This window comes from Gemmatimonadaceae bacterium (assembly GCA_036496605.1).
GTDB lineage: Bacteria > Gemmatimonadota > Gemmatimonadetes > Gemmatimonadales > Gemmatimonadaceae > AG2.
On record DASXKV010000008.1, the window covers coordinates 56,787 to 74,050 of the forward strand.

General features: G+C 63.7%; 18 protein-coding genes. 13 read left to right on the forward strand and 5 right to left on the reverse strand.

Going from position 1 to position 17,264, the window contains the following annotated elements; genetic code table 11:
* Positions 1-29 precede the first annotated feature (29 nt).
* The 5 genes from VGH98_04070 to VGH98_04090 form a co-directional block, all read right to left on the reverse strand.
* The gene (locus VGH98_04070) at positions 30-1,160 is read right to left on the reverse strand and encodes an FAD-dependent oxidoreductase (protein HEY2375131.1); all 1,131 of its coding nucleotides are present in this window, start codon (positions 1,158-1,160) and stop codon (positions 30-32) included.
* Between the two features lie 126 nt (positions 1,161-1,286).
* The gene (locus VGH98_04075) at positions 1,287-1,865 is read right to left on the reverse strand and encodes an outer membrane beta-barrel protein (GenBank protein HEY2375132.1); all 579 of its coding nucleotides are present in this window, start codon (positions 1,863-1,865) and stop codon (positions 1,287-1,289) included.
* Between the two features lie 52 nt (positions 1,866-1,917).
* On the reverse strand, positions 1,918-2,253 hold the full coding sequence (locus VGH98_04080) for a hypothetical protein (GenBank protein HEY2375133.1): 336 nt from the start codon (positions 2,251-2,253) through the stop codon (positions 1,918-1,920).
* A gap of 127 nt (positions 2,254-2,380) precedes the next feature.
* The gene (locus VGH98_04085) at positions 2,381-3,181 is read right to left on the reverse strand and encodes a Rad52/Rad22 family DNA repair protein (GenBank protein ID HEY2375134.1); all 801 of its coding nucleotides are present in this window, start codon (positions 3,179-3,181) and stop codon (positions 2,381-2,383) included.
* A gap of 20 nt (positions 3,182-3,201) precedes the next feature.
* Positions 3,202-3,597, reverse strand: a complete 396-nt coding sequence (locus tag VGH98_04090; protein ID HEY2375135.1) for a hypothetical protein — start codon at positions 3,595-3,597, stop codon at positions 3,202-3,204.
* Positions 3,598-3,676: 79 nt separating this feature from the next.
* Between VGH98_04090 and VGH98_04095 the strand changes: the two genes are divergently transcribed.
* From VGH98_04095 to VGH98_04155, 13 genes are all read left to right on the forward strand, one after another.
* The gene (locus VGH98_04095) at positions 3,677-4,174 is read left to right on the forward strand and encodes a helix-turn-helix transcriptional regulator (protein HEY2375136.1); all 498 of its coding nucleotides are present in this window, start codon (positions 3,677-3,679) and stop codon (positions 4,172-4,174) included.
* Positions 4,175-4,239: 65 nt separating this feature from the next.
* Positions 4,240-4,797 carry a hypothetical protein gene (locus VGH98_04100; GenBank protein ID HEY2375137.1) on the forward strand — a complete coding sequence of 186 codons (558 nt, stop codon included), beginning with the start codon at positions 4,240-4,242 and terminating at the stop codon, positions 4,795-4,797.
* Between the two features lie 104 nt (positions 4,798-4,901).
* Positions 4,902-5,897 carry a M20/M25/M40 family metallo-hydrolase gene (locus tag VGH98_04105; protein ID HEY2375138.1) on the forward strand — a complete coding sequence of 332 codons (996 nt, stop codon included), beginning with the start codon at positions 4,902-4,904 and terminating at the stop codon, positions 5,895-5,897.
* A gap of 2 nt (positions 5,898-5,899) precedes the next feature.
* Entirely contained in the window at positions 5,900-6,991 is a 1,092-nt protein-coding gene (gene asd / locus VGH98_04110) for an aspartate-semialdehyde dehydrogenase (GenBank protein HEY2375139.1), read from the forward strand.
* 4 nt (positions 6,992-6,995) lie between these two features.
* Entirely contained in the window at positions 6,996-8,357 is a 1,362-nt protein-coding gene (lysC, locus tag VGH98_04115; protein HEY2375140.1) for a lysine-sensitive aspartokinase 3, read from the forward strand.
* Complete coding sequence (locus VGH98_04120; GenBank protein ID HEY2375141.1) at positions 8,354-9,076, forward strand: dihydrodipicolinate reductase C-terminal domain-containing protein; 723 nt, start codon at positions 8,354-8,356, stop codon at positions 9,074-9,076. Before lysC ends, VGH98_04120 begins: the two co-directional genes overlap by 4 nt.
* A complete protein-coding gene (dapA, locus tag VGH98_04125; protein ID HEY2375142.1) occupies positions 9,073-9,960 on the forward strand; it encodes a 4-hydroxy-tetrahydrodipicolinate synthase in 888 nt (295 codons plus the stop codon). Before VGH98_04120 ends, dapA begins: the two co-directional genes overlap by 4 nt.
* Positions 9,957-10,835, forward strand: a complete 879-nt coding sequence (locus tag VGH98_04130; protein HEY2375143.1) for a 2,3,4,5-tetrahydropyridine-2,6-dicarboxylate N-succinyltransferase — start codon at positions 9,957-9,959, stop codon at positions 10,833-10,835. The genes dapA and VGH98_04130 overlap by 4 nt, the downstream gene beginning before the upstream one ends.
* Complete coding sequence (locus tag VGH98_04135) at positions 10,832-11,698, forward strand: prephenate dehydrogenase (protein ID HEY2375144.1); 867 nt, start codon at positions 10,832-10,834, stop codon at positions 11,696-11,698. Before VGH98_04130 ends, VGH98_04135 begins: the two co-directional genes overlap by 4 nt.
* On the forward strand, positions 11,695-12,954 hold the full coding sequence (gene aroA / locus VGH98_04140) for a 3-phosphoshikimate 1-carboxyvinyltransferase (GenBank protein HEY2375145.1): 1,260 nt from the start codon (positions 11,695-11,697) through the stop codon (positions 12,952-12,954). The genes VGH98_04135 and aroA overlap by 4 nt, the downstream gene beginning before the upstream one ends.
* Entirely contained in the window at positions 12,951-13,667 is a 717-nt protein-coding gene (cmk, locus tag VGH98_04145) for a (d)CMP kinase (protein HEY2375146.1), read from the forward strand. The genes aroA and cmk overlap by 4 nt, the downstream gene beginning before the upstream one ends.
* 113 nt (positions 13,668-13,780) lie before the next feature.
* A complete protein-coding gene (locus VGH98_04150; protein ID HEY2375147.1) occupies positions 13,781-15,586 on the forward strand; it encodes a 30S ribosomal protein S1 in 1,806 nt (601 codons plus the stop codon).
* 130 nt (positions 15,587-15,716) lie between these two features.
* Positions 15,717-17,261, forward strand: coding sequence for an acyl-CoA carboxylase subunit beta (locus VGH98_04155; protein ID HEY2375148.1), 1,545 nt, complete (start codon positions 15,717-15,719; stop codon positions 17,259-17,261).
* The last annotated feature ends 3 nt before the right edge of the window (positions 17,262-17,264 follow it).

Genomic DNA, 17,264 nt, shown 5'->3' on the forward strand with positions numbered 1-17,264 from the left:
GAATGCGCCGAGCCGCGCACCGAGTGCAGCTAGCGCAGCGCGGCGAAGAGCTCCTGCTGTCCGCGGAGTATGCGTGCCGACTCGTTAGGATTCGGCTCGAGGCTCCATTCGCCGCGCTCGTGCGTGCCGCCAAGGATGATCCCATCCTGACGCGGCATCATATAGAGATCGCCCGGGCCGATGGTGATGTAGTCCACCTCCGGCTGCGGTGCGAGCACCGTGAGCTGCCCCTTGATCGGCAAGATGTCGGGATCGTTGAACAACTTGCCCGCGGCGAGACCGGTGCAATTGACGATCACCGGCTCGCTCAATGCGACGATCGATCGTGCGTCGGCGAATTCCCGAAGTATGACATGGCCGCCGGCGATCCGAAAATCCTGCAGCACGGCCGCGAGGTAGGTCGACGGCTCGATATGCATCGTGAGAAATCGCGACGTGTGATATCCGGGGAAGGGGCTCTCGTGCGGTGTGAGCACGGTACGTGGAAGCAGCTCTCGCAGGAATGCGGCTTCCCATGCGCCCGCGGCGCCGCTGGACGTCGCCGACGGCGACGAGATCGAATAGTTCTCGCGCCAGCCGATGCCGTACTTCGCGCCCACGAGATTCTGGTAATACCGATATGCGAATCGCGAGGCGCGCACGAATTGCGTCTCGAACAACGGCGTTACGAGCTCGGAGTCGACGACGGTGACCGGCGACCACTGCGCTCCCGCGATGTTCGACGTGGTGTTCGGCGGCAAGTCGCGCGCATAGATCGTTACGCTGAAGCCGCGATCCTGGAGCAAGCGAGCGGTCGCGAGGCCCACTGCGCCGCATCCGATGACCGCTGCCTGGCGCAGCGTGGCTGCAAGCGCGAGCTCGGCGGCCATGTCCGCCGTACCCCACGACAGCGACACGCCGCCGCCGCCGTGGCCATAATTGTGAATGAGCAGCTTCTCGTCGACTGAATCCGCTCGGACGAGAAACCCCGTCCGCCGGTAAGGCCGCAGCCCGACGACTTGCCGGATCACTCGATCCTGCGATACACGAACCGGCGCCAAGCGTCGCCGTGTGGCGCGGCGCGACTCGCTCGCGCCGCGCAACGCCGTACAGCCGCCTAACGTCTGCGCCCCGCAGGCGAATGCGATCCACTTGAGCGCGGTGCGCCGTGATACCGTCACGGAATTGGCAATCCGTATGTCGTGTCGATGGTCTCCAACCTTTGCCGTTGGCAGAACGAGCGCAAGATCTCACCCCGAGCGATGCGAAACTGCAACTCGCACCGCCCGGGGCAGACCCGCGTGCGATCAAAACAGAATCCCGAAGCTCACCGGTACCGACTGAATCGACTTGAGATTCGTCGCTCCGTGCTGCGTGTAGACGTTCTGCACGCGTCCCTCGACGAACGCGGAGAGGCGCCCGATGTTGATCGCCAAACCCGCTCCACCGTCCAAGCCAAAGTTGAATTGCGACGTCGAGGTGGACTGGCCGCTTGGCGCCGTCAACGAGTTCATGACGTTGAAACCGCCAAGTCCGGCAAGCAGATAGGGGCGCACCGGCCCGGGCACAAGGTCGATTTGCGTGCCGGCAACGCCGCCAAGGATGTTGCTCGAACCGGTTTGCGACGCCTGAAGCGCCTGGGCCAGATCGAAATGTTGATAGCCCAGATTCAGCCGGAGCGGGAATCCGCCCAGGTTCACCAACAGAAAGCCCTGTCCCTGCACGCCAGTCTTGAACGCATTGCGCGCGTTGGCGGTGGGGACGACGACGCCCCCGGCGAAGCCGACTCGAACGAGGTGCTGGTCGGACATCTGGGCCCGAAGGCTCTCGGCCTGGATCAACAGGATCGACGAGAGCGCGAGCTGAAGAGCGAGAGACGTCCTCATGGTGCCATCCTCCGTTGTGAGTGCGGCGGATGGTACGCAGCGAAGATCAGCGCTACCTCACGCGCAAATCATCTCGCGTGATTTCGGGGATTGGGAGCGACTCACTGCTGACGGCAAATCGTTCCCGAGCGAGATCGGCAACGCGATCGCGCAGCTCGGGCGATGGCTTCTCGGCGCTGTAGAGATACGCGATGATCGATCGCGGGACGGCATCGTCGAAAATGCACCAGCGCGCGAGCCGCTGGCCGTCGATCGCGAGGCTGGAGCCGTTGCCATGTAGCGTCATCGCGCGTAGCCCGCGCTGACTGGTGTAGATCCAACACTCGGACATCACCCGGCGTGCTTCAGCGTAGTCCTGCGACGCGACGGCAATATTGGCAGGCTCCATGTGCGCTCCGATGACACGGGAGGACGTAGGCGTCGTCCTCGTGTCCAAATATCGGACGCGCACGGAGAATGTTGAGCGCGCTCTGAGCGGTAAAGGGCGGGAACTCGCTTCCCGCCCTTCACCAGAATCAGAACGGAACCGTGTCCGTCTCGGTTTTCGTCGGCTCACTCTCCGACGCGAGCTGGAACTCGCTCTCGCTCGCTCCGGCATCCGCGCGTTGAGCTGCCTTGGCGGGCCAGATCACGCCGTCGCAGGAACGATTGCGACACTTGTAATCCGGCGCCTTCGGATTGCGCTTCGAAAGACGGTTGTCCCACATGCGACCACCGCACTTCGGACAGCTCGGTTCGTCCAGCGCGAGCGGCCCCGTCGCCGGGCCGGGAAACGTTGTCTCTACGTGGACAGACTCGGTCGACGTCTCTTCGGTCTGCTCGGCGCGCCGGCGCTCGCGTGCCTCGAGGCGCGCCACGCGTCGCGCGTAAGCCGCCGCAGGGTCATCGAGCGGCTTTGCATAACGACCGTCGCCGTCGACCTGCACCCAGTTCTGCTCGAAGCCGTAGAGCTCGTGCGCGATGCCAAAGCGTACCGCGGCGCGCTTGAACGCATCCGTCGCCGCGGACTTGTAATCGCGTCCCGTTCCCACGTCCTCACGAATGACGCCGAGAATCTGCAGACGCGCCTTGAAGGAGCAGGTCTGCTCTCCGTTCTCATCCTGTCCGGCAAGAGTCGGTAACAGCTCGAGCGTGAGGTCCCACTCTCCGGGAACGACGCCGTCCAGCCGCTCGCGAACCGTGTTCGCGTCGATGTACGCGACAAACCGCGCGACGAATTTCCCATCGCGCAGGACCGGTTTGCCGTCCTGCCGCCAGGAGATCACGCCCGCGGGCAGGGGCGCGGAAAGCTTCGACCAGATGTCCATCTTTTCCATGTGTGTCTCGTGTCGAGCGATCATGCTCTCATCCCACCGTTGTTGGTTCGTCCACTGTGCTGCCTGTCAGCCATTCCAACCCGTTGCGCTTGTCCAACCGCCGGACATGCGACGCCGTGCTCGCAGTACCATCCGTGTCTTCGATCCAGAAAGACGAGGTGGGCTTTGGCCGCCCCGTCCGCCGTCTCATCGACGCGAAATAACCGCTCGACCGACGTACCCTGTCCGCACTTCTCCTGCGCGTTGAGCTCCTTCACCCGAAACTGCGCCGCCAGCTTCTTCGCCACGGCCGGCTTCGGTTTGGCGCGGCTGCGCCCGCGATCGCTCGGTCTGCTTCCTCCGCGAGCGCCGGTCTTGCGATCGGGCTTCCGCTTTTGACGCTTGTTGCTCTGCCCCGATTTGTTGACTCGCGACACCGCAACTCCTATCATCTGTTACAGATGTAAGTATTGTTCGGGGTTCGTTCGGTATCATATTATAGAGGGCGTGTTACAAATGTCAACCCGCCGAAAACGATCACAGGCAGACGCCCTCGGCTTCCCCGATCTGACGCCACTCGGAAAGCACATCGAAGTGCTTCGCATCGGACGAGGCCTTTCGAAACAGCGCCTCGCTCGCTTTGCCAGCACCTCACGCCAGCAGATCTGGCGAGTGATGACGGGCAAGGCGGAGCTCACCGATTCGCTGCGGCAGCGGTTGGCCCACGCGCTTCAGGTGGCGACCTCCGAGTTATCTCCGAACGCCAGCTCCCTCCCGAACGTTCGCGGCGCAACGACGCGAAACGCGCCGAGCATCGGTATCTCGCTCGAGACATATCTGGCGGCGCCAGCGCTCGCCGAGCGAACTCTGCGCACACTGCCTAACGGCGAAGCGGGACGCGAGCTCAAGCGGGCAATCCTCACCGCGCTCGAAGACCTCGCGATACAACATCACATCGCGCTGCCGGCGGAGTTTTTCGATCTCCGTCGTCGCGTCCTTACCGACGAGCTGTAAGGTGTCCTCGAGGCTGGCGCGCCTTGTGCACGAACCGCGCTGACATCCCTCGAGCGAGCGCACCGATGGAAACTGGAATCGATTTTCTGAGGACTCAAGTCGACAACGCCGTCGCGCAACATGACGCGTTTCTTCGCGCCGTCGTCGATCACGAGTCGCAAGCCCAGGATGCACGCTTTCGAGATCTCTGTGCGCGCCACATTCCGCGGATGCGCGAGCATCAGCGCATGCTCGACGATTTCCAGCGGGCCATCGCCGCTCCGGTTGGACAGGGGAGTCCGCTCGACAACATTGGCGGCGCGCTGAAACGCGCCGCTGGAACGGCATTCGGAATGGCGAGAGAGTTGGCAGATGCTCCGCGCCAGAGCGATTACGCGCGCCTCGTTGGCGATATCGTGATGGCTCGTCAGGCGGAAGACACCTTCAAAACGTTCCGTGATGGCGGTCGACAGCTCGGCATTCAACAGCTCGCCGATCTCGGCGCCGTTGGTGAGCGGCATCACGATGACTACGTCAATGAAGCGAATCATCTCGTGCAACAGATGTTCGTGGAAAATGCACGTGGCGCGGAGCACGTCATTGCATCGTCGACGACGCGGTCCCACGACGTGGGCGCACCGTGAGCGGTGCTTCTGACGTAGCGAAGGCTGATGTTGGAGAGCCATAGCGGTCCCGAATAGCGAAATACTACTGCCTCCGTTGATTTGGCTCTGCTAGCTTTTGCGTCATGACTGACGTCGTGGCGCTCGCGGCGGAGCTTCTGGCAATCGATTCATCGACCGGCGCCGAAAGTGGCGCGATCGATTTCGTGGCGCGTTGGCTGATTGCACGCGGCTGGAATGTGAATCTTCAGGAAGTCACCCGTGGTCGAGCCAACGTCTGGGCCACTCGCGGTGGGCGCGGCGTCACCCTGTCGACGCACCTCGATACCGTACCGCCATATCTTCCGCCGCGGCTCCAGGGTGATCGCCTCACCGGCCGTGGCGCGGCGGACGCAAAGGGAATTGCGGCCGCGATGCTGAGCGCCGCCGATCGACTCGCCCAGAGCGGGGAGGAACGCGTCGACCTCTTGTTCGTCGTTGGTGAGGAGAAGGGGTCCGACGGCGCCCGAACCGCCAATCGGCTTCCGGCGACGAGCCGCTTTCTCGTCAACGGCGAGCCGACGGAGAGCAAGCTTGCGAGCGGCGCGAAGGGCTCGCAGCGTGTAACGGTGCGCATCCGTGGCAAGCCCGCGCATTCGGCGTACGCACATCTCGGGCGCTCGGCGATCGAGCCAATGCTGGCGTTGTTGCCGACGATTCATAATCTCTCATTACCGACCGACTCTGTGCTGGGCGACACGACGGTGAACATCGGAACGATTCGTGGCGGCACGGAGGCAAATATCGTCCCTGCCCTGTGCGAGTCGGAGGTGATGTTTCGTCTGGTTGGACCGGTCGAGCCGCTGCGCGAGATGCTCGTCGAGTGGTCACGCGGAACGGCGGAGCTGGAGTGGGGCTCATTTATCCCCGCACAGCATTTTCATACTATCAGTGGCTTCGATGTCGCTCCCGTCGCCTATACAACGGACATACCGCTCCTCAGCCGATGGGGAACGCCGCTACTCTTCGGACCCGGTTCCATTCACGTTGCGCATACGCCTGACGAGTACGTCGACGTCCGCGAGCTCCGCGCGGCCGTGGACTCGTACGATCGGATCGTCAGATCCCTCCTCGCGAGTTGATTATGGCCCCATCAAGCTCTCGACACCGTGATGGCAGTGGCGAACGACGCCGCGTCGCCGTCCTTGGTGCGACAGGTGCTGTCGGACAGAGGTTCGTCCGGCTTCTCGAGAACCATCCGTGGTTCGAGATCGCGGAGCTGGCGGCATCCGAGCGGTCTGCAGGACGCGCGTACGGCGAGGCGGTGCGTTGGGTAACGCCGGGGCAGATGCCCAGGAGCCTTGCGGGTAAGACGATCGTCGCTTGCGATCCCTCAGCGGTGTCCTCCGACATCGTATTTTCGGCGCTCGACTCGAGCGTCGCCGGCGACGCCGAGATGGCATTCGCGCGGGCGGGCAAGACGGTCTTGACGAATGCGAAGAACCACCGCATGGCGCCAGACGTGCCACTCGTCATTGCCGAGGTGAATCCAGGGCACCTTCGGGTGCTCCAGTCGCAACGACGGCAGCGAAAGTGGAGCGGTGCCATCATCGCGAACGGCAACTGTTCTGCAATCGTGACGACGCTTGCGCTCGCGCCCATTCATGAGCGTTTTGGAATCAGCGAGGTTTTCGTTTCGACGATGCAGGCGGTGTCGGGCGCGGGCTATCCCGGCGTGCCGTCGTTGGACATTCTCGGAAACGTGATTCCTTTCATCAACGACGAGGAGGACAAGCTCGAAAGCGAAGTGCGGAAGTTCCTCGGCACCGCTGCGAGCGATGAGATCGACCTCGCGCCGATGACCGTGAGCGCACACTGCAATCGCGTTCCCGTCGAGACGGGCCACACGGTTTGCGTCTCCGTGCGATTGCGCGAGCGCGCGAGTGCGCAGGAAGTCGAGGATGCGATTCGTCAATGGCAAGGCGCGCCCGAGGCGCGTGGTCTCCCTTCCTCGCCAGAGGCGGCGGTCGAGGTGAGTGATCTCCCGGATCGCCCGCAGCCACGACGCGACGTGATGCGAGGTAACGGCATGACCGTCACCGTTGGTCGTATACGACCGGATACGCTATTCGACGTCAAGCTGGTTGCGACGGGCGATAACGTCGTTCGCGGCGCCGCTGGTGCGTCGGTGTTGAACGCCGAGCTAATGGTGAACTGCGGCTTGCTGCCGCGGTGACGCGGTGCTCGTCGTCAAGTTCGGCGGCACCTCGGTCGGAGATGCGGAGGCGATTCGACGCGCCGCGTCGATCGTCGTTTCGCGGCGTGAACGTCAACCCATCGTCGTCGTGTCGGCCATGGCGGGCGTGACGAATGCGCTTCTCGCAATCGCCGAGCAATCGTCGCGTGGCCAGCTGATTGGCGCGATTCGAAGCATCGAGGGATTGCGCGATCGTCACATGGAGGAGGCGGAGCGCCTGCTCGGCGACACGACTGAGTGCGCGGAGGTCTGCGGAGAGATGAGCGTGATGATCGACGAGCTCGCGCATCTCACCGAAGCACTCAATACGTTAGGCGACGTGACGCCAAGAAGCCTCGATGCAATCGCCGCATACGGCGAACAGCTGTCGTCTCAGCTTGTCGTCGCTGCCTTCCGCCAGTGTGGCGTGCCGGCGGAACACGTCGACGCCCGGGAGATCATGATCACCGACGATGCCTTCACGCGCGCCGAGCCCGATGTCGACGCGATCGGCGAAACGTCGCAGCGCCTCCTCGCGCCGCTCGCGCGTGATGGGCGCGTGCCGGTGATGGGTGGGTTCATCGGATCGACGACGCGTCACCTAACGACGACCCTGGGTCGGGGCGGATCCGACTACAGCGCGGCACTCGTCGGCGCCGCGCTCCAGGTCGAGGCGATCGAGATCTGGACCGACGTCGACGGCATGCTCACGGCCGATCCGCGCGTCGTCGAAGGCGCGCGATTGCTCGATCGTGTCGGCTTCGACGAGGCATCCGAGCTCGCTTCGTTCGGCGCGAAAGTGCTGCACCCGATGACGATTTATCCCGCCGTGCGGCTCGGCATTCCGGTCTTCGTCCTGAACTCGCGTCGGCCCGAAGGGAAGGGGACGCTCATCACCTTCGATGCTCCGCGGCGGCCGGTGACGGCAATCGCGGGCAAGAGCGGCGTCACTCTCATCAGGCTGCGCACGCCACGAATGCTTCTCACGGAAGGCTTTCTGCGCACGACGTTCGATGTCTTTCATCGTCATCGCACATCGGTGGATGTCGTCGCCACGTCGGAGGTCTCCGTGTCCCTCACCATCGATGATGCCTCACGACTCGACGCGCTGCTTCCCGATTTGCGCGAGCTCGGTGACGTCGCGATCGAACGCAATCGCGGAATCGTCGCCGTGGTCGGCGCCGAGCTGAGCGCAGGAGGCGCGCATATGGCGCGGGCGCTCCAGGCCGTGCACGATACGCCGATTCACATGCTCTCATTGAGTGCCACCGGCATCAATCTCACGATCGTCGTTGACGCGGAGCAGGTCACGCCGGTGATGCGACGTCTCCACGATGAGTTTTTCGGCGAGGCCGCGTCGGCATGAACGCACGCCGCAAGCTGGCGCTCATCGGTATGGGAAAGATGGGCCGCGTGATCGAGCAGCTCGCGTCTGAGCGCGGTTGGGAGGTCGTCGCCCGAATCGGCGCCGACACGAATCGCGATGGCGCCGGGGTGACTCGCGCTTTACTGAAGAGTGCCGACGTCGCGATCGAGTTTACGACGCCGAAGGCGGCAGGGGCGAATATTCGAGCGGCGGTCGCGGCTCGATGTCCGATCGTGGTCGGCACAACGGGCTGGTTCGGCGAGCTCCCGGCGCTCTCGGAGTGGGTCGCGCAGCGTGGGGGCGCGCTCCTCACCGCGGCGAACTTTTCACTCGGCGTCAACGCGTTCGAGCAGATCGTCGCGGTCGCTTCGCGTTTGCTGAGTAGCGTCGCAGGCTTCGACGCGCACCTCGTCGAAACGCATCACGCGGCAAAGAAGGATGCGCCGTCTGGCACCGCGATCACGCTGCGCGCGGCGGCCGCTCGCACCTGGCCGCGAGAAATTCCAATCACGAGCATTCGGATCGGATCGGTGCCGGGCACGCACGAGCTTGTGTTCGACGCTCCGTTCGAAACCGTGACGCTGGCACACGTCGCGCGCGACCGGCGAGTGTTCGCCGAGGGCGCCCTGGTTGCGGCGGCCTGGCTCATCGGGCGAACGGGCGTGTTCACGATGCGTGACGTGCTCGACGGCGGACACTCGCGCGCGGGAGAAACATGACGACGCGACTGACAGGCTGTGGGACGGCGCTCGTAACGCCCTTTGCGCGCGACGGCTCGATCGACGAGCGGGCGCTGCGGTCGCTTGTCGACTGGCAGCTCGCCGAAGGCGTACATTTCCTCGTACCCTGCGGCAGCACGGGCGAAGCGGCAACGATGACGCCCGATGAACAACGACGTGTGATCGAGATCGTGGTCGAGGTGGCGAGAGGCCGTGTCCCGATCATCGCTGGAGCGGCATCGAACGATACGCAGCGCGCGATCGCTCTCTCCAAGGGAGCGAAGGCAGCCGGTGCGAGCCACCTCCTGCACACGTCGCCGATGTACAACAAGCCGCCGCAACGTGGAATCGTTGCGCATTATCGTGCCATTGCCGACGCCGTCGATCTCCCGATCGTCGTGTACAACATACCCGGTCGCACGGGGAGCAATGTCGAGGCAAAGACGACGCTCGCGCTCGCGGCGACGCCTGGGATCGTCGCGGTGAAGGAAGCGTCCGGCAATCTTGGACAGATCACGGACATTCTTCGCGATCGGCCGCCGGGATTCAGCGTCCTCTCGGGCGACGACGAGATGACCCTTGCCGTGATGGCGGCCGGCGGCGACGGCATCGTCTCGGTCGTCTCCAACGCCACGCCCCGTCTGATGCGCGAGCTGTGTGAATGCATGCTCGTGGGTAACATCGCCGACGCGCGCGAACGACATTTTCGTTTGCTCCCGTGGATGCGGGCGGCGTTCGTCGAGTCGAATCCGTTGCCGGTGAAGGCGGCGCTCGCGATGATGCGAAAGATCGAAAATGTGCTGCGTCTGCCGCTCGTGCCGATGGACGAGAAGCATGCGGGGAGCGTTCGTGGAGCGCTCGCGGCGGCGGGAGTCGCGATGTGAGCAAAGCATCAACGAGCCACGACCTGCTCGCTCGTCGCATCGCCGAGCTGAGCGCCGTCTCGAGCTCCGGCGCAATGCCTAACGACGCCGAGGAGGTCGTCGACGCGCTGCTGCGGGCGCTCGAGGCGGGTGACGTGCGCGCCGCCGAGCGAAGCGACCAGGGCGCGTGGCACGCGGTGTCCTGGGTGAAGCAAGGCATCCTGCTCGGCTTCCGCATCGGACAAGTCATCGACATGACGAGCTACGACGACCGAGGCGCGCCGGCGCGTTTCTTCTTCTTCGACAAGCATACGTATCCGCCGCACGGCTTCGATCTCACGGACGGCGTACGCATCGTGCCCGGCGGCTCGTCGATTCGCCGCGGAGCGTACCTCGCGCCTGGCGTCGTGTGTATGCCGCCGATGTACGTCAACGTCGGTGCGTACGTTGGCAAGAACACGATGGTCGATTCGCACGCACTGGTTGGTTCATGCGCGCAGATCGGCGAACGCGTTCACTTGAGTGCGGCGGCACAGATCGGCGGCGTCCTCGAGCCGGTGAGCGCAACACCGGTCGTGATCGAAGACGATGTCCTCGTCGGCGGCAATTGTGGCGTTTATGAGGGCACGATCGTTCGTGAGCGTGCGGTGCTGGCCGCCGGCGTGATTCTCACACGCGGAACACCGGTGTTCGACCTCGTGCGTGAAACGGTGTATCGCGGGGACGCGCATCAAGCGCTCGAGATACCAGCGGGCGCCGTCGTCGTTCCCGGTGCGCGTCAGATCCGCGGCGAATGGGCCGCGCGCGAAGGGTTGTCCCTTCAGACGCCCGTCATCGTGAAATACCGTGACGAACAGACGGATCTCGCGACCACCCTCGAAGAATGGCTGCGATGATCTCTCGGCCACCCGACGCGGAGGTTGCCATCATCGGCCTCGGCGTCATTGGAGGTTCGGTCGCCTTACGACTTCGGGATCGCGGGACGGCAGTTCGCGGTTTCAGCACAAGCGTGTCGGACAGGGCCGAGGCAGAGCACGCGGGTGTCGCGGTGTCACCGACGGTCGATGGTGCGGTGCGAGACGTGGGACTCGTTCTGATCGCGGTGCCGCTCGATCGCATTTCGGCGGTCGCCGGTCACGTGATGGGTGCCGCGCCGCAGAGCGCGACGATGCTTCACGCCGGCAGTTTGCAGCGTTCCGAAGCGTTGCAGGCGCTGCCGGAGATTGCGGCGAGACTCATTGGCACGCACCCCTTGGCTGGAAGCCACACGACCGGTTTCGCGGGCGCACGCGCCGATCTCTTTCGCGACGCGACCGTTTTTGTCGAGCAGCGTGCGGATGCGCGGCAACGAGAGGCCGCTGAATTTTTCTGGAGCATGGCTGGTGCCCGGCGCATCGAGTACGCCACCGCGGCGGCGCACGACGATGCGATGTCGCGGATCAGCCACCTGCCACAGCTGGCGTCCACGGCACTTGGCGCGACGCTCGCCGACATTCTGGAGCAGGCGCCTGACGAGCACCGGGTGAACCCGGGACCGGGGGCGCGGGACGCCACGCGACTCGCGATGAGCTCACTCGAGATGTGGCAACCGCTACTCGAGCGGGCGCCGACGGCGACCGTCGACGCGCTCCGCGCTCTGGAGGGCAACGTCCATCGTCTGCGCATCGCGCTCGAGGAACGGGACTGGCCCCTGTTGCGGGAGCTGTGGACACGTGGACAACAGTGGCGCGCGACGCTCGAACACGGAGAGCTGACGTGAGAGTGGAAGGAACCCTCCGCGTACCTGGCGACAAGTCGATCTCGCATCGATCGCTGATGCTTGCCGCGTTAGGCGATGGCCGCTCGCGTATCACCGGCATTCTCGAATCGGACGACGTCCGGTCGACGGCGGGAGTGCTGCGGGCCCTCGGCGCGCAGATCCCCGAGCTCTCGCCGGATCTCACTGTCGCGGGCGTGGGATTACGTGGGCTTCGTGCCCCGGTGACCGAACTCGATTGCGGGAACAGTGGCACGACGACACGCCTCATGGCGGGCATCGTCGCTGGGATGCCGGTCACGGCGACGTTCATCGGTGATGCGAGCCTCAGCAGGCGGCCGATGCGACGCGTCGCGAAACCGCTCGAGGCAATGGGCGCGCGCTTCGAGCTGCCTCCGCACGGCGGTCTGCCCATGGTCGTGTACGGCGGCGCGCTCAAAGACCTCGAGTGGCAGAGTGAAGTCGCCAGCGCACAGGTGAAGAGCGCCATTCTCCTCGCCGGACTCGTCGGCGGCGTACGCGCGGTCGTCGACGAGCCGGCGCCCACCCGCGATCACACCGAGCGCATGCTCGGCGCGCGCGGGGTGAATATCGTTAGGCACGGCACTCGCGTCGAGCTCGCGCCGGCTCACGGCTGCATCACCGCGCTCGACACCATCGTGCCAGCCGACCCGTCCTCGGCGGCATTCTTCGCGGGGCTCGCCGCTCTCGCCGACGGAGGGAGCCTCACGCTCGAGGACGTCTGCGTGAACGAAACGCGGACGGGTTTTCTCGAGACGCTGCGGAACATGGGCGCGTCGGTGGATTTCGCGCGCGATCATCTGAGTGGCGGCGAGTGGATCTCGCCCGTGGTCGTTAGGCCCGGCGCGCTGCGGGGCGTTCACGTCGGTGCGGAGATCGTGCCGTCCATGATCGACGAGCTGCCACTGCTCGCGTGCCTGGCGACGCGCGCCGAGGGCCAAACGGTGATCACGGGGGCCGCCGAGCTGCGCGTCAAGGAGAGCGACCGCATCGCTGCAGTCGTCGCCAACTTGCGCGCGATTGGCGCCGAGGCGACCGAGCTGGATGACGGGATGCGCATCGTTGGCTCGCGCAAGTCGCTGCGGGGATCGATCAGGACGCACGGCGATCATCGGTTGGCGATGTCGTTCGGTGTCCTCGGGGCGATGCCGGGCAACGAAATCGCAATCGACGATCGGAACTGCGTCGCCGTGTCGTATCCACGTTTCTGGTCTGACCTAACGACTGCCATTCGATGACGTCGCCGCGGCGTATCGTCGTCGCCATCGATGGCCCTGCCGCATCGGGAAAGTCATCGACGGCACAATGGGTCGCGCAGCGCCTCTCGTTCCGGCACGTCGACTCAGGCGCACTGTACCGGGCGGCAACGGCAGCGCAGCTGCGGCGCGGCACGAGCGAGGACGATTGGTCCGAGGACCAGGTCTGTGAATCGGCGCGCTCGGTCCGCCTCGTTCCGCGCGGTACGTCGCTCTCGCCACTGATCGACGGCGAAAATGTCGACGAGGAGCTTCGCGGAATCGAGGTGACGCGGCATGTCTCCCGCGTCGCGTCGATGGCACGGGTGCGCGCTTGGGTGAACGAGCGCGTACGCGAGGCGGCGCGCGAGGACGACGTCGTCGTCGACGGCCGAGACATGGGGACCGCCGTCTTCCCGGACGCGACCGTGAAGGTCTTTCTCGTGGCTGACCCGTGGGAGCGGGCTCGGCGAAGATTGGTGCAGCAGCTCGGACGCAGCCCGACGGACGACGACATCGCGGAGGAGACTGGCCGCCTCGTGCAGCGGGACGCTCGGGACGCCACGCAAACCGTTCAGGCCAAGGACGCGATCCTCATCGACACGACCTTCCTCACGCAAGAGGAGCAAGTGGAGCGGATCGTGGCGCTGGTGAAGGCTGTAACTCAGCGTGATGTCACGACTTCGGCGGTTGACGATGGATCCGGTGCGAGTTAGCTTAGATGGCTCACCTGGTCCGTCCCTCAGTCGGGACGGAGATTTATAGCACTCTCAACTCTCGTCGCGGCGAGTCTATGGTCCGCGAATTCTCTAGGAGACCTTCTCAAGGTATGTCCGAACTGGAAACCGAAACCCCCGCAACCGGCACGCTGTCGGAGCGTGAGCGACGCGACGCAGTCCGTGGCCAGCTTCGTCCGCTTGCCAACCGCCGTCCAGAACTCTACGACGAAGACGAGTACACGTCCGCCGATTATGAGCGGATGATGGAGCTCTATCAGGGCTCCATGGCGTCGATCGACGAAGGCGAGATCGTCAAGGCTCGCGTTCAGTCGGTCAACGACACGACCGTCGTCCTGGACATCGGCTTCAAGTCCGAGGGCACGATCGCGCGCGAGGAGTTCAAGGATCTCGAGCCGATCAAGCCAGGCGATGAAGTCGAAGTCCTGCTCGAGCACCTCGAGGATCAGGAAGGTGCCGTCGTCCTCTCGAAGAAAAAAGCCGATTTCATGCGCGTGTGGGAGAAGATCCGACTCGCGTATGAGAACGATCAGCCTGTTGAAGGAACGCTCGTGAAGAAGATCAAAGGTGGCGTTGTCGTAGATCTGATGGGCGTCGACGCATTCCTGCCGGGCTCCCAGATCGCTCTGCGCCGTGTTCCAAATATCGACGAGCTCCTCGGTCAGAAGTTCGAGTTCAAGATCATCAAGCTCAACAAGCGCCGTCGCAACATCGTCGTCTCGCGCCGCGTCATTCTCGAGAACGAGCGTGCTGGCAAGAGAGAGAAGCTCATGAAGGAGCTTCAGAAAGATCAGGTGCGCAAAGGCATCGTGAAGAACATCACCGACTTCGGTGCGTTCATCGATCTCGGCGGCGTCGACGGGCTCCTTCACATCACAGACATGTCGTGGGGCCGCATCTCGCATCCGTCGGAGCTCGTCACGATTGGCGCTGAGCTCGAGGTCAAAGTCCTCGACATCGACTGGACGCGCGAGCGCATTTCACTCGGACTGAAGCAGCTCCAGAGCTATCCATGGAAGGACGTGGCCGAAAAGTACCCCGTCGGTACACGCGTAACCGGCAAAGTCGTCTCGATCACGAACTACGGAGCGTTCATCGAGCTCGAGCCCGGAATCGAGGGCCTCGTTCATATCAGCGAGATGAGCTGGACGCGCAACGTGCGTCATCCGTCGAAGCTCGTGTCGATTGGCGAGAGCATCGAAGCGGTCGTGCTCAAAGTCGATCCGAACGAAGAGAAGATCTCGCTCGGTATGAAACAGACCGAGCAGGATCCTTGGATGGTCCTGCCGCTGAAATATCCCGTTGGGACTCGCATCAATGGGAAGGTCCGCAATCTCACGAGCTTCGGAGCATTTGTTGAGATCGAGCCGGGGATCGATGGTCTCATCCATATCTCGGACATGAGCTGGACGAAGCGCGTTCAGCATCCATCCGAGGTCGTGAAGAAGGGCGATGCGGTCGATGTGGTGATTCTCAACATCGATTCCGAAAACAAGCGCATCTCGCTCGGCCTCAAGCAGGCTGAGGAAGATCCGTGGCTTCGCATCGGCGAGTCGTATCCGGTAGGTACCGATCTCAGTGGCAAGGTCGTGCGCTTGATGGACAAGGGTGTCGTCGTCGACATCGGCAATGACATCGAAGGATTCGTTCCGATCTCGCAGCTGAGTCCATCGGGCAAAGTGGTGAGCAATCCCACGGACGTTGTGTACGAGACGATGAACCTCGAAATGCGCGTTCTCGAGGTCGATCCGATTCATCGTCGGATCGTGCTTGCGGTGACGAACATTCCGGAGGAGCAGCCGCCGCGTCCGGAGAAGCCGTCAGAAGTGCTGCCGATGGACGAGGGACACGACGACGGTGGCTATCCCGGTATCGATATGCCGCCAATCGAGGGCTGATGTCCGTTGTTGGTGATTGGTGATTGATCGTTGGTAGTTTTTGGATGGGCCGGTGAGCTTCGCTCGCCGGCCTTCCTTACTCACCGAGGACCAAGTACCAACATCCAACTACTCACCGCCGCTTATGACCATGCGCGAGAAGCTCGAACAGCTCGAGCGACGCATTGCGGAGTCGGAGCTCGGCGGGGGCGCCGACCGACTCAAAGCCCAGCACGCAAAAGGCAAGCTCTCGGCGCGAGAGCGTCTCGACCTCCTGCTCGACGACGGATCATTTGTCGAGTTCGATCGCTTCGTTCTGCACCGCTCGGACGACTTCGGTCTCGCCGAGCAGAGAACCTACGGTGACGGGGTCGTGACGGGCTATGGCCGCATCGATGGCCGTCTCGTGTACGTCTTCTCGCAAGATTTCACGGTATTCGGCGGCTCGCTCTCCGAGACGTTCGCGGAGAAGATCTGCAAGATCATGGATCTCGCCGTGCGCAACGGCGCGCCGGTAATCGGGCTCAATGACTCCGGTGGCGCACGCATTCAGGAGGGCGTGCTGTCGCTGGCCGGCTACGCCGATATTTTCTTGCGGAACACGCTCGCGTCCGGAGTCGTACCACAAATCTCGGCAGTTCTCGGCCCGTGTGCCGGTGGCGCTGTCTACTCCCCGGCAATCACGGACTTCACGTACATGGTGCGCGGCAGCTCGTACATGTTCGTCACCGGACCTAACGTGGTGAAGACGGTGACGCACGAGGACGTGACGATGGAGCACCTGGGCGGTGCCGACACGCACGCCAGGACGTCCGGCGTCGCGCACTTCGCGTTCGATTCCGAGCCGGCGTGTCTCCAGGCCATTCGCGATCTGTTTCGCTTCATTCCGTCGAACAACATCGACGATCCGCCACGCGGCAAGGGGACCGATCCGCGCGATCGGCGTGATGAGCAATTGCTCGACGTGGTGCCGGACAATCCCAATAAGCCATACGACATGCACGAGGTCATCAAACGGGTCGTCGATGACCAGGGCTTCTACGAGGTGCAGTGCGACTACGGCGCAAACATAGTCTGCGGCTTCGCTCACTTGGGTGGATTCAGCGTTGGGATCGTGGCGAATCAGCCGGCTGTGCTTGCCGGCGTGCTCGATATCAATGCGTCGCTCAAGGCGGCGCGCTTTATTCGCTTTTGCGACGCCTTCAACCTCCCGATCGTTACGTTCGAGGACGTACCGGGATTCCTGCCTGGCGTCTCACAAGAGCACGGGGGCATCATCAAGCACGGTGCGAAGCTGCTCTACGCCTATTGCGAAGCGACGGTGCCGAAGTTGACGGTCATCACTCGTAAGGCATATGGCGGTGCGTACGACGTCATGTCGTCGAAGCACATCCGCGGCGACTACAACGTCGCCTGGCCGACGGCGGAGATCGCGGTCATGGGTCCAAAGGGCGCCGTGGAGATTCTCTTCCGGAAGGAGATCGCCGACAGCGGCGATGGCGAACGCGCGACCGAAGCGAAGATCGATGAGTATCGTCAGAAATTCGCCCACCCGTACGTCGCGGCGAGTCGGGGTTTTCTCGACGACATCATCGATCCCCGCGATACGCGTCCGCGACTCATCGACGCGCTCGAGACCCTGCAAACCAAGCGGGATAGGAATCCGCCGAAGAAGCACGGCAACATTCCCTTGTAAGTG